This window comes from Neisseria weixii (genome assembly GCF_042658245.1).
GTDB lineage: Bacteria > Pseudomonadota > Gammaproteobacteria > Burkholderiales > Neisseriaceae > Neisseria > Neisseria weixii.
Map to the genome: position 1 here is coordinate 16,116 of NZ_JBHSPY010000004.1, position 24,541 is coordinate 40,656.

The window sequence follows — 24,541 nt, forward strand, 5'->3', positions numbered from 1 at the left end:
GTAATGTGTGGTGATGTTGTGATGATTTAGCGCGTTATTTTACCTGTGTTTTGCATTGCGTTGTCATGAAATAACAAGGCCGTCTGAAAACCACTTGCTGTGCAAGCTTTTCAGACGGCCTTTCAGTAGAGATTTGGCGAGCCAACGGTTTAGCGTTGCTTCAGTTGGAAAATGACTTTTTCGCTTTCACAGCAGAAGTTGAAGGTCATCATCAATTTGAAACCTTCTTCCACGCCGCCGATGTCGCTGATGATTTCGCAAGGATCGCTTTCAACCGAGCGCGCCAATTCGGTGTAATAGCCTTCCGCTTCGCGGGCGAGTTGTTCGGTTTCGTAAATTTGGACGATTTCAAAGCTGCAATCATTATTGTTAAAAACAGTGCCGACTTCTACAGAGCAATCCGGGCATTTGCCCACGCCATTTTCTTCGGTTTCAAAAGGTTTGGCTGATTTGTCCATGCTGATTCTCCTTTGTGGATTAGAAATTTCAGTATAAACCTGAAAAAGGCCGTCTGAAAGCGGTTCGGACGGCCTTTTCACTTTATTAACATTTATACGGAAAATTGATTAAAATATGATAAGAAACAAGTGCCAAACGGCTTTTATCATTCTAACGGTTGCGGCAAGGCCGTCTGAAAGATTCATGTTTGGTGAATCGGGCTGAACAAATCATCAACGTTTGCGCACAAATCAGCAAAACGGGGGCAAATTATGTTATAAATAAAGCTTCAAAATCCCCCTAAACAAATGGAGCAATAAGAATGGAATTGGTATTTATCCGCCACGGACAAAGCGAATGGAATGCGAAAAACCTGTTTACAGGCTGGCGCGACGTGAAATTGAGCGAGCAGGGTTTGGCCGAAGCCGCCGCTGCCGGTCAAAAGCTGAAAGAAAAAGGCTATGAATTCGACATCGCCTTCACTTCTGTGCTGACCCGCGCCATCAAAACCTGCAACATCGTGTTGGAAGAAAGCGACCAGCTGTTTGTGCCGCAAATTAAAACCTGGCGTTTGAACGAGCGCCACTACGGTCAATTGCAAGGTTTGGACAAAAAACAAACTGCTGAAAAATACGGCGACGAGCAAGTGCACATCTGGCGCCGCAGCTACGATATTTTGCCGCCATTGTTGGACAAAAACGACGAATTTTCCGCGCATAACGACCGCCGTTATGCGCACTTGCCGGCTGATGTGGTGCCGGACGGTGAAAACCTGAAAGTGACGCTGGAGCGCGTATTGCCGTTCTGGGAAGACCAAATCGCACCGGCCATTTTGAGCGGCAAACGCGTATTGGTGGCGGCACACGGCAACTCACTGCGCGCCTTGGCCAAGCACATCGAAGGTATTTCCGACGACGACATCATGGCTTTGGAAATCCCGACCGGTCAGCCGCTGGTGTATAAATTGGATGACAATTTGAAAGTGCTTGAGAAATTCTACCTGTAAGGGTTTTGAATTTGGCTGCCGGATGAACAGGCTGTCTGAAAACGATGATTTGGTTTTCAGACGGCCTGTTTTTATTGGAACTTGGTAGCGGATTCCCGGCCGGCTTTCTTCACGGTAATACCGGCCGCTTTTCCGTCAGATAACGCCAATAGCGCTGCGGCATCATTTGCCGGTGTTGGCGCAGGTTGATGCGTGAAGTGATGGTGGCGCTTTTGAAATAACGTTGCCACAACTTCTGATAATGCCGTTCGCGCTCGGATGGGACGGCGTGTTCGCCGGGAGTATCCAAATCTCGGATTTGATGCACTGCGGTTTTGTCGAAATACACGCCGTAGCCGCGACCGACATCGAAAATCAGCCATTGCTGGTCAGCGTAGCGGTTGCGGAAAAAACGCGTAATCAGCGGCAAGATATCAAATTGCGGCTCGATGCGGGCGATATAAATCGGTTCGGGTTCGCTCTGCACATGATATTCTTCAAAACGGACAAATGCTTCCATGTGGTGCTTTTCGCGCCCGACGGTTTTTACCCATTGCGCCCACTGCATCACGTCGGGATGGCCGTAATCGCTGAAAATGTTGGGGCGGTCGGGTTGCGCCAAGGCCAACCGGACGATGCGCAGGAAGGTGTCGGGCATGTCTTTGTCGTTGATGAGAAAACCGTAAAGCAGTGTTTGGATACCGCGTCTGCCCAATTGCCGCTGCAAACGCTCGAGCACACGCGCGGCATGTTCGGCGCAACTGGTCACCGATACGGTGTGGCCGAACAAATCGGTATCGTTGGGGTCGGCAGTGATGTGCACGCAATCGGGCGGATATTTGCCCGCATACACTGTAAACACCGCGCTGAGCAGGCCGTCGAAGCTGCCGTCGTAAAGTAAGGTGTATTGGTCGGGTGTGGTCATGATTTTATGCCGAAAGAGGCCGAGGCCTTTGCAAAATCCCTATTTTGGGCCGATTTCTTCGTTGTGCGCTGATGGAAAGCTTGCCTGTCTTCATGATATGTCTTTGCTTGCTGTGCTGCGGCAACTTTGAACGGCACGCACAGCCAGGGTTTTGCAAAGGTCTCAGGCCGTCTGAAAGCTTATGGCAAAGCAGTATATGGCTTTCAGACGGCCTGTTGTCGTTTATCCAAACAAATCCCCTTGCACCGCGTCGCTTTGCATGAATTTGGAACGCGTCTGCTGCAACAGTAAATTGGGCAGGTTCGGGCTGTCGATTAAGGAAGCGTAGCGGTTGGGTTCGGGCAAAGTGATGAAATAACGTGCGCGGTTGAGGGCAATGCCCATTTTCACCAACTGCGCCCATGTCAATATGCGGAAGCGGCGCGCCTGCACAATGCGTTTGGCCGATTTCACACCGATACCGGGTACGCGCAAAATCATTTCCAGCGGCGCATGCTGCAAGGCCACCGGGAAATAGGCACGGTGGCGCAGCGCCCATGCCAGTTTCGGATCGAAATTCAAATCGAGAAACGGCTGGTCGCGGTCAAGAATTTCATGCTCGGCAAAGCCGTAAAAGCGCATCAGCCAATCGGCCTGATACAGGCGGTTTTCCCGCCGCATCGGAACTTGCGCCGATAAAGGCGGCAGGCGGCTGTCTTCCAGCACCGGCACATAGCCCGAGTAATACACGCGTTTGAGGCCGTAGTTTTGATAAAACCGGCAGGCGGCGTGAATGATTTGGCGGTCGTTTTCACCGCTGGCACCAATGATAAGCTGCGTACTTTGCCCCGCCGGTGCGAATTTCGGTGTCGATTTGATGGTTTTGCGGCTATCGGCGGTAGCGGTGATTTCGTTTTTGACAAACAGCATGGGCCGGGTAATGTCGGTGTGTTTTTTCTCGGGGGCGAGCCGCCCCAAGCCTGAAACGGTGGGGATCTCCATGTTGATGCTCAAGCGGTCGGCATAGTGGCCGGCTTCCTGTAGCATTTCGTCGGAGGCTTTGGGAATGGCCTTGAGGTGGATATAGCCGTTGAATCGGTGTTCGGTACGCAGTTTTTTGGCAATACGCACCAAGCGTTCCATGGTGAAATCGGCGTTTTTGAAAATCCCCGAACTCAGAAAAAGCCCTTCGATATAATTGCGCCGGTAAAAACTGATGGTTAAATCAACCACTTCTTCAACCGTAAACGCGGCACGCGGCACGTCATTGCTGCGGCGCGACACGCAATAAGCGCAATCATAGATGCAATGGTTGGTCAGCAGGATTTTTAAAAGCGATACGCAGCGGCCATCTTCGGTAAAGCTGTGGCAAATTCCGGCGCGTGACGAGTTGCCCAAGCCGCCGTTGTTTTTGCGCGAACCTCCGCTGGATGAACAAGAAACATCATATTTGGCCGCGTCCGCCAAAATCGCCAGTTTGCGGTTGATTTTATCGTAATCCATATTAAAACTAAAAAAAATATTATTTTAGGATTATAAATTATAATTTTTAATTAGTCTTGTAAGATTTTCCTTAGTTGAAACAGATAAAAAAGGCCGTCTGAACAATGTGTTTCAGACGGCCTCACTATTGATATAGCCGCCTGTTATCAAAATAATGGGTATTGCCAGCTCCCTGATGTACTCGGCGTATCGGGCGGTCGCTTTCGCCTTGTCTTATTTCTATTTCAGACGGTTATATTATTAAAGCAGGAAAATCGTCGCTAAACCTAAGAAAATCAGGAAGCCGCCCGAGTCAGTGACGGCGGTAATCAGTACCGAGCTGCCGAGCGCCGGATCGCGGCCGGCTTTGTCGAGTACCACCGGAATCAACACGCCCACGGTGGCGGCCAAGAGCAGGTTTAAAGTCATGGCAGCGACCATCACCAAGCCTATGCCCAAACTGTCGTACAGTACCCAAGAAATCAAGCCCATGACGCTGCCCCACAACACGCCGTTGACCAAGGCCACGCCGACTTCTTTTTTCAGCAGTTTGCTCGCTTGAATACCGGTAATCTGGCCGACCGCCATCGCGCGCACAATCATGGTAATGGTTTGGTTGCCCGAGTTGCCGCCGATGCCGGCTACAATCGGCATTAAGGCGGCCAAAGCGACGATTTTTTCGATGCTGCCTTCAAACGCGCCAATCACGCGGCTGGCGAGAAAGGCGGTACACAGGTTGATGGCAAGCCACATCCAGCGGTTTTTCACCGAATCCAAAATCGGCGCAAACAAGTCTTCTTCTTCCTGCAAACCGGCCATGTTCAACATGTCGGCTTCGGATTCTTCACGGATGACGTCGACGATTTCGTCAATGGTGATACGGCCGATGAGCTTTTTGTTTTCATCAATTACGGGCGCAGTCACCAAGTCGTAGCGCTCGAACGCTTGCGCGGCTTCTTCAACGTTGTCGTCAGGACGGAAGCGCACCACATCGGTGGCCATCACGTTTTCCACCAATTCTTCCGGGTCGGCCACCAGCAGGCTGCGGATAGGCAGTACCCCTTTGAGAATATCGTTTTCATCGACCACGAAGATTTTGTCGGTATGGTCGGGCAGGCTTTCAAAACGGCGGAGGTAGCGCAGTACCACTTCACAAGCTACATCGGCGCGGATGCTCACCAGTTCGAAGTCCATAATAGCGCCGACTTGGTCGTCTTCATACGACATCGCCGCCTGAACCTGCGCGCGCTCTTCTTCGTCACGCGTTTGCAGGGCTTCATAAACCACTTGGTGCGGCAAATCGTCGGCCAGTTCGGCCAATTCGTCGGCATCCAAATCATCGATGGCGGCGAGCAGCTCGTCTTTATCCATCGATTCAATCAGGGTTTCGCGGACGGAATCGGATACTTCCAGCAAAACTTCGCCGTCGTCTTCCGGCGCAACCAACAGCCAAACAATGTTACGTTCGCGCTGCGGCAGCGATTCGAGTACGTCGGCAACGTCTGCAGGGTGCAATTCGCTCAGTAAGACGGTCAGTTCGGTGAGCTTGACGCGCAGGGCTTCGTCTTCAATCGGTGTGCCGGCTTCGATTTGCGGGAAGGCGGGTTCGAGAATTTCACACAGCGCGTGGATGTGGTCGAAATCGGCGGCAATGCGTCCGACATCGCTTTCGGCAGGCTCGGCGGCTTCGTGGATTTTGTGTTCTGGTTCGTGGCTCATAAATGCTCCGCCCGCCGTGCGGTGGAACATTCGGCGGGATTAATGGGGGGCGTTGCGGATGGTGTCTTCAGTCAATAAACTACTGGGAAGATCCATGACGGGTAAGTCTGCGTGAGACAAGAGTGATAAACGGGGCGTATTCTACACTTTTTTGAGGAGGTTTACTATTCTTTACACCACAGGCCGTCTGAATATATTTAAGACGGCCTGAAACCTTTGCAAAACCTCATGAACCATCAAGAAAAAACAAAACAGCCGTCATTCCCGCGCAGGCGGGAATCCATCTCAACGTTTAGGAACCTTATTTTATTCAATAGCTTGCCATGCTCAAAAATGGATTCCCGCCTGCGCGGGAATGACGTCGGTTCTTGGTGCCGTGGCTTTTCAGGGAGTTTTGCAAAGGTCTCGGCCTGTGATTTTATTTCACCGAAATGACTGTTTGATGAAGGATTTTGATGGTGGTTAATCGTCTGCAATTCTATGATTTACTGCGGTGTAGGAAATTGTCGGGTTGTTTACACTTTTTATGCAAAACAGCTTTTATTTTCTGCCTAAATGATTGTTTTAGGATTGTTGAGCATTATCAAGAACCATGCGGCGTTGCCGTGCCTTTCGGCATTCTTGACAACACTCGAAAATCCCAAAATGGGTCTTCAAGCAAAAAAGCAAAAGTGTAAACAACGCTAGGGTTTTCTACGCACACACACAGGCCGTCTGAAACAAAATATTTCAGACGGCCTACCTGTTCAACATCAACCTATTTCATTTCCAATACGCTCAAGCCGGATAAATCGGCAAAGCTGCGGTCGCGCACAATTTGGCAGAAGTTGTCGACATAGCTTTTGTTTGCATCTTCTGTGCGCATGGCGGCGTACAGTTCGCTGCGCAGGCCGTCTGAAGTGATTTTGCATGAGGTGATGTAGCCTTTTTCCAAATACGGCATCACTGTCCAATAAGGCAGGGCGGCAATACCGCGGCGGCTGGCGACTAATTGGATGATGGCGATGGTGAGTTCGCTGTGACGGCGCGGCGGATTCACGCCTTTCGGGTTTAATACTTTTTTTACCAAATCCAACATGTCGTCTGGAACGGGATAGGTAATCAGCGTTTCGTCGGCAAAGTCTTCGGCTTCCCAAATATTTTTATGCGCCAGAGGGTGGTCTTTGGCGCAAATGCCGACCATTTCATAAGAAAACAGCGGGAAATAAGTGATGTCCGTTTGCGGCTCGGCTTCGGAAACAATCGCGACATCGGCACGGTGTTGCAGCAGTAAGCCGACCGGATCGACGTGGAAACCGGACACAATATCCAATTCGACTTGCGGCCATAACGGGCGAAATTCGCCCATTGCCGGCATCAGCCAGTCGAAACAGGTATGGCATTCCACCGCCACACGCAATTCGCCCGCTTCCCCTTCGATAATTTGAGCCAAATCGCGTTCGGCAGTGGCCACCTGCGGTAATAAATTGCGTGCCAGTTGCAGCAGACGTTCCCCTGCCGGTGTAAAGCGCAAGGGGGTGGATTTGCGCTCGAACAAGGGGGTGCCGTAATAGTTTTCCAAAGCCCGGATTTGGTGCGACAAGGCCGATTGCGTCAGGAAAACGCGTTTGGCCGCCAAGGAAACGCTGCCGGTTTCTTCCAATGCCAGCAGGGTTTTTAAATGTCGCAGTTCAATAATGGAATCCATGAGTTTTCCGTTCAGACGGCCTGTGCTTGTGAAGCGTGAATATTAAAATAATTCATGTTGATGTGTAAACGATTAATAATCAGATGTGTGAATAAGAACGGTTATTTTATTTAGTGTAATGATAGAAAAACACGGGAGGTTTTCAGATAAAATGCGTTACATTTAAAAATGCGAGCAAAGGAAGACGATATGGCGACACGTCAGGAAGTATTGGATTGGTGCCGAGAAAATTTGCAAGTCAATCTGTTTAAAGACTATGCCCCCAACGGTTTGCAGGTAGAGGGGCGTGAAAAAGTCAACAAAATCGTAACATCGGTTACCGCCAGTAAAGCAGCGATTGATTTTGCCGTCGAACAAGGTGCGGATATGTTGCTGGTGCATCACGGCATGTTTTGGAAAAGCGAGCCGCTGACCATTACCGGCTGGAAAAAAGAGCGTATCGAAACATTATTGCAACACCAAATCAATATGGTTGGCTATCACCTGCCTTTGGATGCGCATCCAGAGTGGGGCAACAATGCGCAATTGGCGGCTTTATTGGATTGGGAATCGGATTACCAATGCGGTGATCAAAACCTATTAAATGTAGGCCGCCTGAAAACAGTGCAAACCTTGCAGCAACTTTCAGAGGGTATGGCCGATAAATTGCAGCGCCAGCCGGTTGTCGTGGGCGACATGAAGCGTGAAATCAAACGCATTGCCTGGTGTACCGGCGGTGCGCAAGGCTTTTTTCAGACGGCCATTGACGAAGGTGTCGATGCTTATGTCACCGGTGAAATTTCCGAAGCGCAATACCACTTGGCCAACGAATGCGGTGTAGCGTTTATCGGTGCAGGCCATCACGCGACTGAGCGTTACGGTGTGCAGGCGCTGGCTAAGGCGATTCAAGATGTATTTCAGGTAGAAATATATCGTTTCGACGAACAAAATCCTGCTTGAATATTGAGAAATATCACAAAATCTTTACCTTATTTTAAATAATGCTTTGAGTATTACAACAAACTAGGTAGAATTACACTGTTTAATGGCTCGGTATTCCCAAAATTCTTAGGACGACTGAATAATGGATAATCAAGAAATCAATAATGGCCGCCGCCGTTTCCTGACGCTCGCAACCTGCGGCGCAGGAGGGGTAGCTGCCTTAGGTGTGGCAACGCCTTTCGTAGCAAGCTTTTTCCCTTCGGAAAAAGCCAAAGCCGCCGGTGCTGCTATCGAAGTGGATGTCAGCAAAATCGAAGCTGGCCAAATGATGACTGCCGAATGGCAGGGCAAACCGATTTGGATTGTCAACCGCACAGAACAGCAGTTGAAAGACCTGAAAACGTTGGATGGCCAAATGGCCGACCCGAATTCAGATGCAGAACAACAGCCTGAATACGCGAAAAACGAAACCCGTTCGATTAAACCGAATATTTTGGTTGCCATCGGTATCTGTACCCACTTGGGCTGCTCTCCGACCTACCGCCCTGATATTGCGCCGGCTGATTTGGGTGCGGATTGGAAAGGCGGTTTCTTCTGCCCTTGCCACGGTTCGAAATTCGATATTGCAGGCCGTGTGTACAAAGGTGTTCCTGCACCGACCAACTTGGTGGTACCGCCTTATAAATATCTGAGCGATACAACCGTCTTGGTAGGCGAAGACTAATAATAAGGAACTGAAACTATGGCAAACCAAACCAATGACAAAGCAAAAGCATTGTTAGGCTGGGTAGACGCTCGCTTTCCGCTGACTAAAATGTGGAATGAGCATTTGGCTCAGTATTATGCTCCTAAAAACTTCAATTTCTGGTATTACTTCGGTTCGTTGGCCTTGTTGGTGCTGGTGATTCAAATCGTCAGCGGCATTTTTCTGACCATGAACTACAAACCGGACGGCAACTTGAATGCCTACCATCTGCCTGCGGCCTTTACCGCGGTAGAATACATTATGCGCGACGTATCTGGCGGCTGGATTATCCGCTACATGCACTCTACCGGCGCATCATTCTTCTTTATCGTCGTTTACCTGCATATGTTCCGTGGCTTGGTATACGGTTCGTACAAAAAACCGCGCGAATTGGTTTGGGTATTCGGATCACTGATTTTCTTGGCCTTGATGGCAGAAGCCTTTATGGGTTATCTGTTGCCTTGGGGACAGATGTCGTTCTGGGGGGCGCAGGTAATTATCAATCTGTTTGCCGCTATTCCGGTCATCGGTCCTGACTTGTCTACTTGGATTCGCGGTGACTTTAACGTATCTGACGTAACATTGAACCGTTTCTTTGCCTTGCACGTGATTGCCGTACCCTTGGTATTGATCGGCTTGGTAGTGGCGCACGTGATTGCCTTGCACGAAGTGGGTTCAAACAACCCTGACGGCGTAGAAATCAAGAAACTGAAAGATGAAAACGGCGTACCTTTAGACGGTATTCCTTTCCATCCTTACTACACTGTGAAAGACATTTTGGGCGTAGTGGTATTCCTGATTGTATTCTGTGCCGTGATGTTCTTCGCACCTGAAGGCGGCGGTTACTTCTTGGAAAAACCAAACTTTGACGCAGCCAATCCGCTGAAAACACCTGCGCACATTGCACCGGTATGGTACTTCACACCGTTCTACGCGATTTTGCGAGCCGTACCATCATTCTTGGGTACACAGGTTTGGGGTGTGATTGCGATGGGTGCGGCCGTGGTATTGATTGCCCTGCTGCCTTGGTTGGATAAAGGCGAAGTGAAATCTATCCGCTACCGTGGTCCGTTATTCAAAATCGCCGTGGTATTGTTTGTGATTTCATTCATCGGCTTGGGTATTTTGGGTGCATTGGTAGCGACCGATACCCGTACTTTGGTGGCGCGTATCTTGTCGGTTGTTTATTTCGCCTTCTTCTTGGGCATGCCGTTCTACACCAAATTGGATAAAGACAAACCGGTTCCTGAACGCGTGACCATGAGCACGACCAAACAGAAAGTTATGTTCTTCGTTTACGTAGCGATTACCCTGATTGGCTCGTATCTGTTTGCAGTGAATATCTAATGAGGGCAGCGAAAATGAAACAAACACTTAAAAACTGGTTTGCTGCCTTATTGTTGGCAGTGCCGATGAGTGCGGCGATGGCTGCCGGCGATCAGGTTTACGAAAAAGTCGACATCGATTTACGTGACCAAGTGAGCCTGCAGCGCGGTGCGCAGATTTTCACCAACTACTGCTTGTCTTGCCACTCAGCGACCGGCATGCGTTTCAACCGTTTGAAAGACATCGGTTTGACTGATGATGAAATCAAGAAAAACCTGATGTTCACTACCGATAACGTAGGTGAGGTAATGTTGTCTGCCATGCAGCCGAAAGATGCGGAAAAATGGTTTGGCGCAGCACCACCGGATTTGACGCTGATTGCCCGCTCGCGTGGTGCAGATTACCTGTATGCCTATATGCGCGGCTTCTACAAAGATCCGACCCGTCCTAACGGCTGGAACAACACCGTATTCGACAAAGTCGGCATGCCGCATCCTTTGTGGGAACAACAAGGCGTAAAAGCGGTTGAGTTGGACGACAAAGGCCAACCGATTTGGGTTGAAAACGAGCATGGCGTGAAAGAACCGAAACTCTACTGGGAGTCTACCGGTTTGCATTCCCGTCGCTTGCCAAACGGTAAAGTCATCGAAAAAGAGTATGACGATTATGCCCGCGATTTGGTGAATTTCATGGTCTACATGGGTGAACCGGCGCAATTGCAACGCCACCGTACCGGCTATATCGTGATGATTTTCTTACTGGCAGTAATGTTGCCGTTGGCGTATTTCTTGAAGAAAGAATTCTGGAAAGACGTTCACTAAGAAGCATGCGGCAAAAAAAGCAAGCCCTCCGGCTTGCTTTTTTTGTATTTACGGAATCATAAATTTTGAAAAATATTTAATAAAAATAAAGCATTAGATCTATTTCCTAGCTTTAGATTACGCAGTCGTATATAATCAAGCCATTAACTTTATATATAGGCCGTCTGAAAAGGCGGTACGGAATAGGAGCCAAACGCTATGATGACTTTATATTCAGGCATTACTTGCCCGTTTAGTCAGCGCTGCCGTTTCGTGTTGTACGAAAAAGGCATGGATTTTGAAATCAAAGACGTCGATATTTTTAACAAACCGGAAGATTTGGCGGTCATGAATCCGTATAACCAAGTACCGGTATTGGTCGAGCGTGATTTGATTTTGTATGAATCAAACATCATCAACGAATACATTGACGAGCGTTTTCCGCATCCGCAATTGATGCCGGGCGATCCAGTGATGCGTGGTCGTGGCCGTTTGGTTTTGCATCGTATGGAAAAAGAGCTGTTTAGCTTGGTTCAGACTTTGGAAAATGCTGACTCTACCAATAAAGAACAAGCTAAAGCACGTGAAGCCATCGGTAATGGTTTGACCTTGTTGGCACCGGCGTTCTCAAAAAACAAATACATTTTGGGCGATGAATTTTCGATGATTGATGTTGCTTTGTCACCGTTATTGTGGCGTTTGGATTATTATGACATCAAGTTGGGTAAAAGCGCTGCGCCACTTCTGAAATATGCCGAGCGTATTTTCCAGCGCGAAGCCTTTATTGAAGCCTTGACGCCGGCTGAAAAAGCCATGCGCCGTTGATTGCTGATCTTAAGGAGGGGAGATGACTGCCAGTACCAAACCTTATTTAATCCGTGCTTTATATGAATGGTGTTTGGATAACAACCAAACACCTCATATCGTTGCGTGGGTGAATGAACATACGCGTGTGCCGATGCAATATGTGCGCGAAAACGAAATTGTTTTAAACATCGGTCAAACTGCCAGCCATAATTTGAACATCGATAACGAATGGGTTAATTTCTCAGCCCGTTTCAGTGGTGTGGCGCACGATATTTGGATTCCGGTCGGGCATATTGTCAGTATTTTCGGTAGAGAAAGCGGTGAAGGTATGGGCTTTGAAGTTGAGCCTTATGCACCTGATGAAGCCAATAAAGCCAATAAAGCAGTAGAGCAGAAACCTGCTGTTGACGCCGGAGCAGAATCTAAACCGAAAAAAGGTTTGAAGTTGGTCAAATAAAAGTCTTCCTAAAAAAACGAAAAAGCCGTCTGAAGTTTCAGACGGCCTTTAAATAAGCAAAAGAGCAAGGTGTTTTAACCGCTGCTCTTTTTGTCTGTGTATCTTACAGATTACCCAAAATAATACGCAATACGCGACGTAACGGTTCGGCCGCACCCCACAATAATTGGTCGCCAACGGTAAATGCACTGATGTATTCGCCGCCCATGTCCAGTTTGCGGATACGGCCGACCGGTACGGTTAGTGTGCCGGTTACAGCGGCAGGGGTCAGATCGTTCATGCTGGCTTCTTTTTGATTCGGCACCACTTTCACCCAATCATTGGCTTCGGCTAAAATGCGTTCGATTTCTTCTACCGGTAAATCTTTTTTCAACTTCAGCGTAATGGCTTGGCTGTGGCAACGCATAGAGCCGATGCGCACGCACAGACCGTCGATTACGATGGGTTGCTCATTACCCAAAATCTTGTTGGTTTCCACGCTGCCTTTCCATTCTTCTTTGGATTGACCGTTGCCTAAGTCGGCATCAATCCACGGTATCAGGCTGCCGGCCAAAGGAACGCCGAAGTTGGCTTTCGGGTAGTCTTCGCTGCGCAGGAAGTCCGAAACTTTGCGGTCGATATCCAGAATGGCGCTGGAAGGATCGGCCAACTCATCGGCCACTTGCGCTTTGATGGCGCCCATGCCTTCAATCAATTCGCGCATGTTTTTTGCACCGGCACCGGAAGCGGCTTGGTAGGTCATGCTGGTGGCCCATTCGACTAAATCGTTTTGGAACAAGCCGCCCAATGCCATCAGCATCAGGGAAACGGTGCAGTTGCCGCCAATATAGTTTTTCACGCCGTTATTCAGGCCGTCATCAATGACTTTGCGGTTGACCGGATCTAAGACGATAATAGCATCATCGGCCATGCGCAAAGAAGAGGCTGCATCGATCCAGTAGCCGTTCCAGCCGTTATCGCGCAATGGTTGGAAAACCGCTTTGGTGTAATCACCGCCTTGGCAGGTTACAATGATGTCCATTTTGGCCAGTTCGGCCACATCATTGGCATTCAGCAGGGTTTTGGCTGCTTGGCCGAAATCAGGGGCGGTGCCGCCGGCGTTGGACGTTGTGAAGAAATACGCTTCAGGAATGTGGGCGAAATCGTTTTCTTCTTTCATGCGCTGCATCAATACTGAGCCTACCATGCCGCGCCAACCAACGAAACCTACTTTCATTCTGTGCTCCTTGAGGGAAATCGTTAACAAAATTCTGAAATGAGTAAAGTAAGTGTTTTAACGCCGTCTGAAAAAAATGTAAAGGTTTTTATTGAATTTTTTTTGCAAATGCGCAAATAATATGTGTTTGAATCTCATCAAAAGGTAAACGTATGAATGATATGAATTTGATGCTGTCTGAAATGACCGAGCCGCAATTTGAAGTGGATTTGGCGCCGCCGATGAAGCGGATAGGGGCGGTAATAATTAATAGCGTGTTAAATATTGCTGCATATATTCCACTGATTATTTCGGTATTGGCCGGCGAGAGCGGCTATTTGCAACGTGTCAGTGCGTCTAAAGAAATGACCTTGCCCGAAATCAACATGACTTGGCTGATGATTGGTATTGCCGTATTGGTAGTCTATGGTGCGGTACAGATTTATTTTATGAGTAAAGATGGCCAATCATTAGGCAAAAAAATGTTGGGTATTCGGGTGTTGAAAACCAATGGCAGCAATCCCGGCTTTTTCGGCACAGTATTTATGCGCGAAGTGGCCTATTACTTTTTATTGGGTTTGGCTGCGGGGGTTATCGCGTATGTCGCACAATCGATTACCGGTAATCCAGATATGTTTGATTTATTGAGTAATTTGATACAACTTGCTGCTTACGTGGCGTGTGTGGTGATGTTGTTTAAAGTGAAAAGCGATCGCCGCACCTTGCAGGATTATTTGGCCAATACAGTGGTGGTAGAATTGCCGAAGCGTTGAGCCATAAGGCCGTCTGAACGTTTCAGACGGCCTTATGACATGGGTGAGGATAAAATATGTTAGGCGCGGTCATTGGCGATATTGTCGGTTCGCCGTTTGAATTTAGTCCTTATAAACACACTGATTTTGAACTATTTGGTGTCGAAGCTGATTTTACTGATGATACAGTATGCACTGTGGCTGTTGCCGATTGGGTGAATCAAGGTTGTCCGGATAATTTGGCAGCCATTTTGCAAAGCTGGTGCCGTCGTTACCCTAATCCGAAAGGTGCATACGGCGGACAGTTTCATGAATGGATTTTCCAGGAAAACCTGCAGCCGTATGGTAGTTGGGATAATGGCTCGGCCATGCGCGTTTCGGCGGCGGGATGGGCATTTGATGATTTGGTAGGGGTTTTAATTATGCCGAACGCTCTGCCATTGTTACGCACAATCATCCTGAAGGTATTAAAGGTGCGCAAGCTGTGGCTGCGGCGATTTATTGGGCGAGAGAAGGGAGGGATAAGGCGTTTATTCGCACTCAGATTTGTGAGCGGTTTGGTTATGATTTGAATCGGACATGTGATAATATCCGTCCGAATTATCAGTTTGACGCAAGTTGCATGAACACTGGTGCCGGAAGCAGTGATTGCATTTTTGGATAGTGAAGGCTTTGAACATGCGCTGCGCTTGGTGGTGTCATTGGGTGGCGACAGCGATACTTTGGCTGCCATTACGGGCAGCATTGCTGAAGCGTATTATCAGCGGCTTCCATCGGAGATTGTTGAGAAAGCTTTGGTAAAATTACCGGATGAGATGAAAGAAGTATTATTCAAAATCAAGAAATAAAACCGCCCGAAGAGTCCTACTAACCTCTAATCAGATGAAAAAATTTTAATCAAACGGCCAATTAAAAAAGCTCTTGCATTAAGCAAGAGCTTTTTTTAAATCTGGTGGAGGTAAGCGGGATCGAACCGCTGACCTCTTGCATGCCATGCAAGCGCTCTACCAACTGAGCTATACCCCCCTTGGGAAAACGAGTTGAAATCTGATTTCAACTCGTTCAAATATGGTGGCGAATCAGGGATTCGAACCCCGGACACAAGGATTATGATTCCTCTGCTCTAACCGACTGAGCTAATTCGCCGTTTCGTGAATTAGCTATTATATGTTTTTTTGAATAATTGACAAGGGTTAGTTATTAAAAATTTCCTTAAATATTGATTTTAAATGGTAAAAAAATATTTTGAATATCAAAAACCAAGTTTATAGGCCGTCTGAAAAGATTGTTCAGGCAGCCTGTGAGATTCTTTATAACTTATGACTGATGTCACCAAATTGAAAGCCTTGCCAGTCGATATCAATGTTTTTGCCAAAGGCAATTACTTTGAATAGCTCACCCATTTCGTGTTGATTGAGTAATTTTTGTACCGCCGCCGCTTCGCGCAAATAGGCCGCAGAACCGACATCGCCGGCAGCCGCCAATAAGTCGGTGATGCCCAGATTGAGCAAAAAATTTGCTTGTGTGGTGTAACCGATAAAATCCAGTTTGGCATCGGTGGCGGCTTGTGCGATGTCGGTAAAGTTGACGTGGGCGGTCAGGTCAGTCAGACCGATGTGGAAAAATGGGTCGTGAATGGTGTGGTGGCGGTAATGGCCGATGAGGGTGCCGTCGTTGCGTTGCGGATGGTAATACTGTTGCGCATCAAAGCCGTAGTCGATCCAAATCATTGCGCCACGTGCTAATTTTTGCGAAAGCGTAGCGATGAATGCATATTGCGCAGGATGTATTTCACTGGTGTAGCCTTCAATAGTGGGCATGTAGGCTTCGCTGGCTTGGATTAATGTTTGAGATGACAGGGGCTTGAAAGTTTGTATGAATTGCTGGTTTTCTATGCTGACGCCGACTTGGTGAAATGTACCTGCTTGGTAGTGAATGCGTTCGATCGGCATGGCATCGAGCACTTCATTCCCCAAAATGATGCCGTCGAAGGTATCGGGTAAAACGATAAGGTGGATAACTTTTGCGCTCAATTCAGGGTTAAGTTGCTGATCTAGCCAAGTGCGTTGGCGTTGTGCCAATTCGGCAGACAATTCAATGATGTAGTAGTGCTTTAGGTTGCCTGAAAGCTGTGTCAGCAGTTCAGCAGCCAACCGGCCTGTACCTGCACCAAATTCGTAAATGTTGCCGGCAGTTTGCGGTAAAAGTGCGTTGAGTTGGCGAGCAAGTGTCTGGGCAAATAGGGGGGAAAGTGTCGGTGCAGTAATGAAATCGCCAGAACCACCAATCTTATGACTTCCTCCGGTGTAGTAGCCGAATTCGGGATGATAAAGCGCGAGTTCCATGAAACGGGAGAATGGCAACCAATTGTCATGGGCGATAATTTCGTGACGAATGTGTTGGCAGAGTTGCCGGCTTGACTGCTTCGCTTCGTCAGATGGCTGGGGGATATGTGGCTTCATGACTGTTAGATAATGTAAAAATTCAGAATTTGCTGCGACATTATAGCTTGAATGAATAAGTCTCGAAATACCGGTTTTAAATACAATATCTTGTGTTTACTTTATATTTAAACACAAGATATTGTATTTTTTTGTAATTTGTGTGTGTGAGTAAGGGATTGGGGTAATGGTACTTTATCTTTATATCTTTGTATCTTAATGGATTTTTTTTGTAATGTAGCTCTATTTTTGAGCAGGAGCTGATTTGACCGAACTATGAAAATTTCTTATAGTGTAGGTTAGTGGGGCAAGGTGGGCAAAAATGTCAGAATTCCCCAAATTTTGATTAACCAGCGAGAGGGTGGTAGAAGCGTGTTTGGCGGTTCTCATGAATTGAGCATAGACAGTAAAGGGCGGTTGGCCATTCCGGCTAAATTCCGCGACCTTTTATCGCGCCAATACACGCCTTCACTGGTGGTAACGCTTGATTCCCGTCAAAAGTTGCTGCTCTATCCTGAAGCTGAGTGGGCACGTGTTTCGGCGCAATTGCTGGGCATGAAAGTGGCAGGCAATCCCGTTTTGCAGCGTTATCAGAATTTGTTGCTACATAATGCGGAAACGCTGGAATGGGACGGCTCTGGCCGTATTCTGATTTCTGCCAACTTGCGCAAACGTGTCGATTTCGATAAAGAAGTTACCTTAGTAGGCCGCGCCAACCGTTTGGAACTGTGGGGCCGCCACCATTGGGAAGAGGAGATCAATCAGGCTTTGGATATCGACCCTGATGAGTTAGCCTTCCAATTGAGTCAAACGGATTTGCAACTGTGAGTAAAGCTGAAGATTATCAACATATTACCGTGCTGCTGCATGAGGCCGTAGATGGTTTGAATATCCGTGAAGATGGCGTATACGTTGACGGTACGTTTGGTAGGGGAGGGCATTCCCGCCTGATTTTATCGAAGCTGGGTGCGGCAGGGCGCTTGGTGGTGTTTGATAAAGATCCACAAGCGATTGCAGTAGCCAATCAATTAGCCGATCAGGACAAACGGGTCAGCGTGGTGCATGATGGTTTTGCGACTTTTCAGACGGCATTGAATCAATTGGGTATAGAAAAGATTGACGGTGCTTTGTTTGACTTGGGTATTTCATCGCCGCAGATTGATGAGGGCGAACGCGGTTTTAGCTTTCGTTTCGATGCGCCTTTAGACATGCGTATGGATCCGACTCGCGGCATGTCGGCGGCAGAATGGCTGGCCGTGGCGAGTGAGCAAGAATTACATGAGGTGATAAAAAATTATGGTGAAGAGCGGTTTAGTCGCCAGATCGCGCGTGCCATTGTTGCAGCGCGGCAAGAAGCGCCCATCGATACAACCCGCAAGCTGGCGCAGCTCGTGGCGCAAAACGTCCATACTCACGAGCGCGGACAAGACCCCGCAACACGCACCTTCCAAGCAGTTCGCATCTTTATTAACCGTGAACTCGAAGAAGTAGAAGCCGTATTGCCGCAAGTGGTAGGCCGTCTGAGCGAAGGTGGCCGCTTGGCGGTGATTGCATTTCATTCCTTGGAAGACCGTATTGTGAAGCAGTTTATGAAAAAGCATTCACAACATGTGCCATTGCCGCGCTGGGCAGCAGTAAAAGAATCTGATTTGCCGCAACCGCCTTTGGTGTTGGTGGGTAAAGCCATCAAACCCGGCGAGACGGAAACATCGGCCAATCCGCGCGCCAGAAGCGCAGTATTGCGGCTGGCAGAGCGTACGGCAGGTAGTTTTACTGCCGAATAATCAATATACGGTTTGTCAGGCCGTCTGAAGGTCAGGTGCTCGGTTGAAATGAATAAATTAAACGCATTATTATTAGTGGCTGTTTTTGCGACGGGTATAGCGGTAGTTACCGTGCAAAATCAGTCGCGTCTACACTTTATTGCCTTGGATAAGGCGCAAAAGCAGCAAATCAAACTGGATCAAGACTATGCCCGCTTGAAATTGGAGCAGGCGCGTTTGGCCAATCATAAATTGATTAAAGTGGCTGCGGAAAAGCAGAACCTGCAGCCGCCGACTTCACGCAATACCGTGATGGTTGAGCGTCGTAAATAATAAACTTCTGCACTTTGAAATAATAAAACGATAGAAAACGTCCATGCGGTCATGTCGCGCAGGTATTCACCACGAGAAGTTTACAATGTTAATTAAGAATGAATATAAACCGCAGATGATTCACAAGCCGGTCAAGACTAAAAGAGCCATCACCAGTGATGTGCGTATTTGGACGGTCTTGGGGGTGATTGTCGGTGCATTTGCCATTTTGTTGGGGCGGGGGGTGTATTTACAGACAACGCAACACGAATTCTTGAAAAGCCAGGGTGACCAACGTTTTGTGCGCACCCTGACACTGCCTGCATCGCGTGGCATGATCACCGACCGCAACGGCGCGACCTTGGCTTTAAGTGCGCCGACTGAATCTTTGTATGCGATACCATCAAGTATTGATGAACTGCCGAGTGCTGATCAAATGGCGCAATTGTCGGCTATTTTGGAGATGCCGGTTGAAACCATTCATGAGCGTTTAGGCCGTAAAGACCGTGATTTCGTGTATTTGAAACGACAATTGAGTCAAGAAACGGCAGATACCATCACCGCTTTGGGTATAAAGGGTTTGGGCTTTCAAAAAGAGTTGAAGCGCCATTATCCGATGGGTAATTTGTTTGCCCACGTCATCGGTTTCACCAATATCGACGGTAAAGGCCAGGAAGGTTTGGAATTGTCGCGTGAAGACAGCTTGCGCGGTGAGGCGGGTGCCAAAGTTGTATTGCGCGACAATAAAGGTAATATTGTTGATAGCTTGGATTCGCCACGCAACAGTGAGCCAAAAAATGGTCAGGACATGGTGTTGTCTTTGGATCAGCGTATCCAAACCTTGGCTTATGAAGAATTGAATAAAGCCGTGGCTTACCATCAGGCCAAAGCGGGTACTGTGGTGGTGTTGGACGCGCAAACCGGCGAGATTTTAGCCTTGGTCAACAGCCCGGCTTATGACCCGAACATACCGGGTAAGGCAAACAGCGAGCAGCGCCGTAACCGGGCGGTAACCGATATGATTGAGCCGGGCTCGGCCATGAAGCCGTTTACTATTGCTAAGGCTTTAGATGCGGGTAAAACCACACCTAATAAAGTATTCGATACCATGCCTTACCGTATTGGTAATGCAACTGTGCGCGATACCCATGTTTATCCGAAATTAGATGTGCGCGGCATCATGCAGAAATCTTCTAACGTCGGCACCAGTAAACTGTCGAAGATGTTTAAGCCGAAAGAAATGTATGATTTCTATCATGAATTGGGCGTAGGCGTGCGCATGTATTCGGGTTTTCCGGGTGAAACTGCCGGTTTGTTGCGCAGCTGGCGCAAATGGCAGCCGATTGAGCAAGCCACCATGTCTTTCGGTTATGGTTTGCAATTGAGCCTGTTGCAGCTGGCGCGCGCGTACACTACCTTGACCCACGACGGTATTTTGTTGCCGGTAAGTTTCGAAAAACAAGCTGTTGCGCCTAAAGGTAAACGCGTGATCAAGGCCGAAACCGCGCGACAAGTGCGCGAAATGATGGTATCGGTAACAGAAGAGGGGGGGACCGGTACAGCCGGTGCAGTAGACGGTTTTGATGTCGGTGCCAAAACCGGTACGGCGCGTAAATTGGTCGGCGGCCGTTATGTCGACAACAAACACGTTGCCACCTTTATCGGTTTTGCTCCTGCTAAAAATCCGCGCGTGATTGTGGCGGTAACGGTGGATGAGCCGACCAAAAACGGTTATTACGGCGGTGTTGTGGCAGGTCCGGTATTTAAAGAAGTGATGGGCGGCAGCTTGAATATTTTAGGTGTATCGCCAACCAAACCACTGAGCGCATTGAAGCCGAAAGAAAAAGCATCCTCTTAATTTTTAAGTAGTAAAGAGAATATTATGTTCAGCGAGTTAATTCCATTGGCTGAAACCGACTTACCTGCTCTGCTGTGTGAAAACGCAGCAGGGCGTTTGTTGCATTCAGACAGCCGTCAAATCAAGGCCGGCGATATTTTTGTTGCCTGTCAAGGCGAATATACCGATGGACGCAGCTATATTCCGGCGGCCATTGCCAACGGCGCGGCATTCGTGTTTTGGGACGATGACGGCCGTTTTGTCTGGAATCCTGAGTGGTATGTACCCAATCAGGGTATTAAAGACTTGAAGCATCGCGCCGGCATTTTGGCGGCCGAAGTGTACGGCAACGTTTCAGACGGCTTCAGCGTATGGGGTGTAACCGGCACCAACGGAAAAACCTCCATTACCCAATGGCTGGCTCAAGCCGCTGATTTATTAGGTGAAAAATGTGCCATTATCGGTACGGTCGGCAACGGCTTTTGGGGCAAGCTTGAAGCAACCAGCCATACGACCCCCGATCCGGTAACCGTGCAAACCCTGTTGCATAAATTCAAACAACAAGGCGCTACTGTGGCAGCGATGGAAGTGTCCAGCCACGGATTAGACCAATTCCGTGTCAACGGTGTGCCGTTTAAGACGGCCATTTTCACCAATCTGACGCGCGACCATCTTGACTATCACGGCACCATGGAAGCGTACGGCGGCATCAAAGCCCGTCTTTTTTACTGGCATGGTTTGAAACACGCCGTGATTAATACCGATGATGAATACGGCGCTGCTTTGGTCGGCCGTCTGAAACAAGATAAGTCCGAATTGGCCGTATATGGTTATGGTTTTCATGCCGATGCCGATATCCGCATTGTTGAATTTCAAGCATCTTCAGACGGCATGACCGTGGTGTTTGATACGCCATGGGGCAAAGGCGAATGCAACGGCAGCTTGCTTGGCCGATTTAACGCGCAGAATTTAGCGGCATGTGTCGGATTATTATGCGCCAACGGTTATCCGCTGGATAAAGTATTGCAGGTCTTGGCACAAATCCGCCCAGCTACCGGCCGCATGGATTGTATCATGAACAGTGGTAAACCTTTGGTTGTGGTCGATTATGCACACACACCTGATGCACTGGAAAAAGCCTTGTCCACCTTGCAGGAAATCAAACCGAACGATGGCGCATTATGGTGCGTTTTCGGCTGCGGCGGCAACCGCGACCGCGGTAAACGCCCGTTGATGGGTGCGGCGGCGGTGGCAGGTGCGGATAAAGTGGTCGTGACCAGCGACAATCCGCGCATGGAGCAGCCGCAAGACATCATCAACGATATTTTGTCTGCAGTATGCCATCCTGAAAAAGTGGAGGTCGACCGTAAAGCGGCAATCGAATATACCGTAGTCCGTGCGGCGGCAAACGACATCATTTTAATTGCCGGAAAAGGCCATGAAACCTATCAGGATATACAGGGCGTGAAGCATCATTTTTCAGATTTTGAAATTGCTCAAGCTGCGTTGGCCAAGCGCTGATAAAGAAAGAATACACCGTGAAATACATCATCGGCCTGTACATAGTTGCCCTATCGGCATTGGCTGCCTGTGGCGAAAAAACGGCGGAGAAACCGGCTGCCCAAGCAGAAAATAGCAGCGGCGAAGTGTTTAAATTCAATAAAACCAGTCACAGCGTCAACCCGCAATACACTTTATACGGCTTGCGCCACTTGGTGATGAACAACCGCACCTATGCCAAAAAATACGCCAAAAAACACCCTGAACAATGGGCGGCAGGCGAAGAACATTTCCGTCGCGCTGAAAATGCCTTCCAAACCGACCAAGTAGAAGCAGCCGATGAAGCCTTCCGTTCGGCGATGGAGCAATATCAGGTGATTTTGAAAGCAGAAAAAGTCCAAGGTTGATTCAGACAGCCTTGATGATGCAATAGGCCGTCTGAATAAGAAAGAAAATTTATGCCCCACACACTTCAACGCGCTTTTTTGATGGGTGCTGCTTTCGTTTTATTATTTGGTTGCAGCAGCGGAAAATTGCCGCGCCCCCACGCCGAAATAGCTTATCTGCGCGCACAAACGCCGCCGACTACCGGCAGCTTGATGAATCCGATCAAAGGCCAACGCTTCAGCGATACATGGCAGGCCGCGCGCAGCCATGGCCGCCGACATGAAGGCGTGGACATTTTCGCTAAGAAAAATACCAAAATCCGAAGCACGACCGACGGGGTGGTGACCAAAATCGGTAAGAACAAACTCGGTGGCAAAGTCATCGGCATTCAAGGTCCCGGCGCGTGGCATTATTATGCCCACTTGAATAAGTTTGCCAACATCAAACTCAATCAGCGCGTGAAAGCAGGGCAAACCATCGGTTACGTCGGCGACACGGGCAACGCCAAAAGCACGCAGCCGCATCTGCATTACGGCGTTTATCTGCCAAGCGGTGCGATTAATCCTTATCCCTTGATTAATCAGAATAAGTAAGTAGAATTATCTGCCCTAAAAAATGCCCCGATAGATTCATTTACGTACAACACAGCCATTTTTTCAGACGGCCCAGGCTGTTTGATAAGCCGTCTGAAAAACAAAAGCAACTAAAGAAACCATGAAACCTTTAGATTCACACTTCATCTGCCAAGCCCTCAACCTGCCCATGCCGTCTGAAAATCAGCCGGTGCAGCGTATTGTGACCGACAGCCGCGATATTCAAAGCGGCGATGTGTTTTTTGCGCTTGCGGGCGAACATTTCGACGCGCATGATTTTGTCGGTGATGTGTTGGAACGTGGTGCGGTGGCAGTGGTGGTGTCACGTGAAGATTGCGTGTGGCTGGAAGGTGCATTGAAGGTAGAAGATACCTTGGCAGCCTTGCAAACTTTGGCCAAAGCGTGGCGTGATAACGTGGATCCGTTTGTGTTCGGCGTGACCGGCTCGAGCGGCAAAACCACGGTGAAAGAAATGTTGGCCGGTGTGTTGCGCCATCAGTTCGGTGATAAAGCCGTGTTGGCCACCGCAGGCAATTTCAACAACCACATCGGCTTACCGCTGACGCTGTTGAAATTAAATGAGAAACACCGCTATGCCGTGATTGAAATGGGCATGAACCATTTCGGCGAATTAGCGCTGTTGACCCGAATCGCCCAGCCCGATGTGGCGCTGGTAAACAATGCCTTGCGTGCGCACGTCGGTTGCGGTTTTGACGGCGTGGGGGACATTGCCAAAGCCAAAAGCGAAATTTACGAAGGCTTGGCTTCAGACGGCCTCGCATTGATTCCGTGTGAAGGTGCCAATATCGATACCTTCAAAGCCGCCACAGGTCGTCTGAAAACGCAAACTTTCGGTGCGCAAAGCGGCGATGTACACGCCGAAAATATCGTGTTGAAACCTTTATCTTGCGAATTTGATTTGGTGTGCGGCGGCGAGCGTGCGGCGGTGGTGTTGCCGGTGCCGGGTAAACACAATGTCAGCAATGCTTGTGCGGCAGCCGCTTTGGCGCACGCAGCGGGTTTGAGCCTGCAACAGATTTCAGACGGCCTCAAACATTTCAGCAACATTAAAGGCCGCCTGCAAATCAAACAAGGCATTAAAGGCGCAACCCTGATTGACGATACCTACAACGCCAATCCCGACAGCATGAAAGCCGCGCTGGACGTATTAGCCGCCCTGCCTGCCCCACGCGTGTTTGTGATGGGCGATATGGGCGAGTTGGGCGAAGACAAAGCCGCCGCCATGCACGCCGAAGTTGGTGCGTATGCGCGTGACAAAGGCATTGAGTTTGCCTATTTTGTCGGCGACGACAGCGTGGAAGCAGCGGAAACCTTTGGTGCCGACGGCTTGTGGTTTGCCGCTAAAGACCCGCTGATTCAAGTGATGAGCCACGATTTGCCGCCAAACGCGCATGTGCTGGTGAAGGGCTCGCGCTTTATGAAAATGGAAGAAGTGGTGGGGGCTTTGCTGGTCGATGCTGTTTGAAAGG

General features: G+C 48.8%; 25 protein-coding genes, 2 tRNA genes and 1 pseudogene. 19 read left to right on the forward strand and 9 right to left on the reverse strand.

The window, feature by feature from the left end; translation table 11 throughout:
- Nucleotides 1-149: 149 nt before the first annotated feature.
- Entirely contained in the window at nucleotides 150-458 is a 309-nt protein-coding gene (locus ACFPVS_RS03740) for a YfcZ/YiiS family protein (RefSeq protein ID WP_096296009.1), read from the reverse strand.
- A 302-nt stretch (nucleotides 459-760) separates the two neighbouring features.
- Between ACFPVS_RS03740 and ACFPVS_RS03745 the strand changes: the two genes are divergently transcribed.
- Nucleotides 761-1,444: a 2,3-diphosphoglycerate-dependent phosphoglycerate mutase gene (locus tag ACFPVS_RS03745; RefSeq protein WP_096296008.1), complete on the forward strand. Its 684-nt coding sequence runs from the start codon at nucleotides 761-763 to the stop codon at nucleotides 1,442-1,444.
- 109 nt (nucleotides 1,445-1,553) lie between these two features.
- Here the strand turns inward: ACFPVS_RS03745 and ACFPVS_RS03750 are convergent, their stop codons facing one another.
- The 4 genes from ACFPVS_RS03750 to ACFPVS_RS03765 all read right to left on the reverse strand — a co-directional run bounded on the left by ACFPVS_RS03750 (nucleotide 1,554) and on the right by ACFPVS_RS03765 (nucleotide 7,215).
- The gene (locus ACFPVS_RS03750) at nucleotides 1,554-2,348 is read right to left on the reverse strand and encodes a TIGR03915 family putative DNA repair protein (protein ID WP_096296007.1); all 795 of its coding nucleotides are present in this window, start codon (nucleotides 2,346-2,348) and stop codon (nucleotides 1,554-1,556) included.
- A 222-nt stretch (nucleotides 2,349-2,570) separates the two neighbouring features.
- A complete protein-coding gene (locus ACFPVS_RS03755) occupies nucleotides 2,571-3,830 on the reverse strand; it encodes a putative DNA modification/repair radical SAM protein (RefSeq protein WP_096296006.1) in 1,260 nt (419 codons plus the stop codon).
- A 240-nt stretch (nucleotides 3,831-4,070) separates the two neighbouring features.
- Nucleotides 4,071-5,528 (reverse strand): magnesium transporter, encoded by a 1,458-nt coding sequence (gene mgtE, locus ACFPVS_RS03760; protein ID WP_096296196.1) that lies wholly within the window; start codon nucleotides 5,526-5,528, stop codon nucleotides 4,071-4,073.
- A 757-nt stretch (nucleotides 5,529-6,285) separates the two neighbouring features.
- The gene (locus ACFPVS_RS03765) at nucleotides 6,286-7,215 is read right to left on the reverse strand and encodes a LysR family transcriptional regulator (RefSeq protein ID WP_123803603.1); all 930 of its coding nucleotides are present in this window, start codon (nucleotides 7,213-7,215) and stop codon (nucleotides 6,286-6,288) included.
- Between the two features lie 189 nt (nucleotides 7,216-7,404).
- On the opposite strand from ACFPVS_RS03765, the gene ACFPVS_RS03770 reads away from it, so the two are divergent.
- The 6 genes from ACFPVS_RS03770 to ACFPVS_RS03795 all read left to right on the forward strand — a co-directional run bounded on the left by ACFPVS_RS03770 (nucleotide 7,405) and on the right by ACFPVS_RS03795 (nucleotide 12,271).
- Nucleotides 7,405-8,154, forward strand: coding sequence for a Nif3-like dinuclear metal center hexameric protein (locus tag ACFPVS_RS03770; protein ID WP_123803602.1), 750 nt, complete (start codon nucleotides 7,405-7,407; stop codon nucleotides 8,152-8,154).
- A 124-nt stretch (nucleotides 8,155-8,278) separates the two neighbouring features.
- Nucleotides 8,279-8,860, forward strand: a complete 582-nt coding sequence (petA, locus tag ACFPVS_RS03775) for a ubiquinol-cytochrome c reductase iron-sulfur subunit (RefSeq protein WP_096296005.1) — start codon at nucleotides 8,279-8,281, stop codon at nucleotides 8,858-8,860.
- An 18-nt stretch (nucleotides 8,861-8,878) separates the two neighbouring features.
- A complete protein-coding gene (locus tag ACFPVS_RS03780; RefSeq protein WP_095502299.1) occupies nucleotides 8,879-10,228 on the forward strand; it encodes a cytochrome b in 1,350 nt (449 codons plus the stop codon).
- A gap of 14 nt (nucleotides 10,229-10,242) precedes the next feature.
- Nucleotides 10,243-11,028, forward strand: coding sequence for a cytochrome c1 (locus ACFPVS_RS03785; RefSeq protein WP_198345296.1), 786 nt, complete (start codon nucleotides 10,243-10,245; stop codon nucleotides 11,026-11,028).
- Between the two features lie 198 nt (nucleotides 11,029-11,226).
- Complete coding sequence (locus tag ACFPVS_RS03790) at nucleotides 11,227-11,832, forward strand: glutathione S-transferase N-terminal domain-containing protein (RefSeq protein WP_096296003.1); 606 nt, start codon at nucleotides 11,227-11,229, stop codon at nucleotides 11,830-11,832.
- Between the two features lie 22 nt (nucleotides 11,833-11,854).
- On the forward strand, nucleotides 11,855-12,271 hold the full coding sequence (locus ACFPVS_RS03795; RefSeq protein WP_096296002.1) for a ClpXP protease specificity-enhancing factor: 417 nt from the start codon (nucleotides 11,855-11,857) through the stop codon (nucleotides 12,269-12,271).
- Nucleotides 12,272-12,374: 103 nt separating this feature from the next.
- Here ACFPVS_RS03795 and asd read toward each other — a convergent pair whose 3' ends face one another.
- Nucleotides 12,375-13,487: an aspartate-semialdehyde dehydrogenase gene (gene asd / locus ACFPVS_RS03800; protein ID WP_096296001.1), complete on the reverse strand. Its 1,113-nt coding sequence runs from the start codon at nucleotides 13,485-13,487 to the stop codon at nucleotides 12,375-12,377.
- A gap of 152 nt (nucleotides 13,488-13,639) precedes the next feature.
- Here asd and ACFPVS_RS03805 point away from each other — a divergent pair, with 152 nt between their 5' ends.
- The 4 genes and pseudogenes from ACFPVS_RS03805 (at nucleotide 13,640) to ACFPVS_RS03820 (ending at nucleotide 15,066) form a co-directional block, all read left to right on the forward strand.
- Nucleotides 13,640-14,239: an RDD family protein gene (locus ACFPVS_RS03805; protein ID WP_096296000.1), complete on the forward strand. Its 600-nt coding sequence runs from the start codon at nucleotides 13,640-13,642 to the stop codon at nucleotides 14,237-14,239.
- A 56-nt stretch (nucleotides 14,240-14,295) separates the two neighbouring features.
- Nucleotides 14,296-14,607, forward strand: a pseudogene (locus tag ACFPVS_RS03810) (ADP-ribosylglycohydrolase family protein); the annotation flags it as partial.
- A gap of 77 nt (nucleotides 14,608-14,684) precedes the next feature.
- Complete coding sequence (locus ACFPVS_RS03815) at nucleotides 14,685-14,882, forward strand: hypothetical protein (RefSeq protein WP_378595438.1); 198 nt, start codon at nucleotides 14,685-14,687, stop codon at nucleotides 14,880-14,882.
- A complete protein-coding gene (locus ACFPVS_RS03820; protein ID WP_332457924.1) occupies nucleotides 14,863-15,066 on the forward strand; it encodes an ADP-ribosylglycohydrolase family protein in 204 nt (67 codons plus the stop codon). Before ACFPVS_RS03815 ends, ACFPVS_RS03820 begins: the two co-directional genes overlap by 20 nt.
- A 102-nt stretch (nucleotides 15,067-15,168) precedes the next feature.
- On the opposite strand, the gene ACFPVS_RS03825 is transcribed toward ACFPVS_RS03820, so the two are convergent.
- From ACFPVS_RS03825 to ACFPVS_RS03835, 3 genes are all read right to left on the reverse strand, one after another.
- A tRNA-Ala gene (locus tag ACFPVS_RS03825) sits at nucleotides 15,169-15,244 on the reverse strand.
- A gap of 43 nt (nucleotides 15,245-15,287) precedes the next feature.
- A tRNA-Met gene (locus ACFPVS_RS03830) sits at nucleotides 15,288-15,364 on the reverse strand.
- A gap of 164 nt (nucleotides 15,365-15,528) precedes the next feature.
- Complete coding sequence (locus ACFPVS_RS03835) at nucleotides 15,529-16,680, reverse strand: class I SAM-dependent methyltransferase (RefSeq protein WP_378595427.1); 1,152 nt, start codon at nucleotides 16,678-16,680, stop codon at nucleotides 15,529-15,531.
- Nucleotides 16,681-17,031: 351 nt separating this feature from the next.
- Here ACFPVS_RS03835 and mraZ point away from each other — a divergent pair, with 351 nt between their 5' ends.
- The 8 genes from mraZ to ACFPVS_RS03875 all read left to right on the forward strand — a co-directional run bounded on the left by mraZ (nucleotide 17,032) and on the right by ACFPVS_RS03875 (nucleotide 24,537).
- The gene (gene mraZ, locus ACFPVS_RS03840) at nucleotides 17,032-17,487 is read left to right on the forward strand and encodes a division/cell wall cluster transcriptional repressor MraZ (protein WP_096295999.1); all 456 of its coding nucleotides are present in this window, start codon (nucleotides 17,032-17,034) and stop codon (nucleotides 17,485-17,487) included.
- Nucleotides 17,484-18,443 carry a 16S rRNA (cytosine(1402)-N(4))-methyltransferase RsmH gene (gene rsmH, locus ACFPVS_RS03845; RefSeq protein ID WP_096295998.1) on the forward strand — a complete coding sequence of 320 codons (960 nt, stop codon included), beginning with the start codon at nucleotides 17,484-17,486 and terminating at the stop codon, nucleotides 18,441-18,443. Before mraZ ends, rsmH begins: the two co-directional genes overlap by 4 nt.
- A gap of 48 nt (nucleotides 18,444-18,491) precedes the next feature.
- The gene (ftsL, locus tag ACFPVS_RS03850) at nucleotides 18,492-18,755 is read left to right on the forward strand and encodes a cell division protein FtsL (protein WP_096295997.1); all 264 of its coding nucleotides are present in this window, start codon (nucleotides 18,492-18,494) and stop codon (nucleotides 18,753-18,755) included.
- Between the two features lie 85 nt (nucleotides 18,756-18,840).
- The gene (penA, locus tag ACFPVS_RS03855; RefSeq protein WP_378595428.1) at nucleotides 18,841-20,592 is read left to right on the forward strand and encodes a peptidoglycan D,D-transpeptidase PBP2; all 1,752 of its coding nucleotides are present in this window, start codon (nucleotides 18,841-18,843) and stop codon (nucleotides 20,590-20,592) included.
- Between the two features lie 24 nt (nucleotides 20,593-20,616).
- A complete protein-coding gene (locus ACFPVS_RS03860; RefSeq protein WP_096295996.1) occupies nucleotides 20,617-22,092 on the forward strand; it encodes a UDP-N-acetylmuramoyl-L-alanyl-D-glutamate--2,6-diaminopimelate ligase in 1,476 nt (491 codons plus the stop codon).
- A gap of 17 nt (nucleotides 22,093-22,109) precedes the next feature.
- Entirely contained in the window at nucleotides 22,110-22,478 is a 369-nt protein-coding gene (locus tag ACFPVS_RS03865; RefSeq protein ID WP_096295995.1) for a hypothetical protein, read from the forward strand.
- 51 nt (nucleotides 22,479-22,529) lie between these two features.
- On the forward strand, nucleotides 22,530-23,051 hold the full coding sequence (locus tag ACFPVS_RS03870) for a M23 family metallopeptidase (protein ID WP_096295994.1): 522 nt from the start codon (nucleotides 22,530-22,532) through the stop codon (nucleotides 23,049-23,051).
- Nucleotides 23,052-23,172: 121 nt separating this feature from the next.
- The gene (locus tag ACFPVS_RS03875) at nucleotides 23,173-24,537 is read left to right on the forward strand and encodes a UDP-N-acetylmuramoyl-tripeptide--D-alanyl-D-alanine ligase (RefSeq protein ID WP_378595429.1); all 1,365 of its coding nucleotides are present in this window, start codon (nucleotides 23,173-23,175) and stop codon (nucleotides 24,535-24,537) included.
- Nucleotides 24,538-24,541 lie beyond the last annotated feature (4 nt).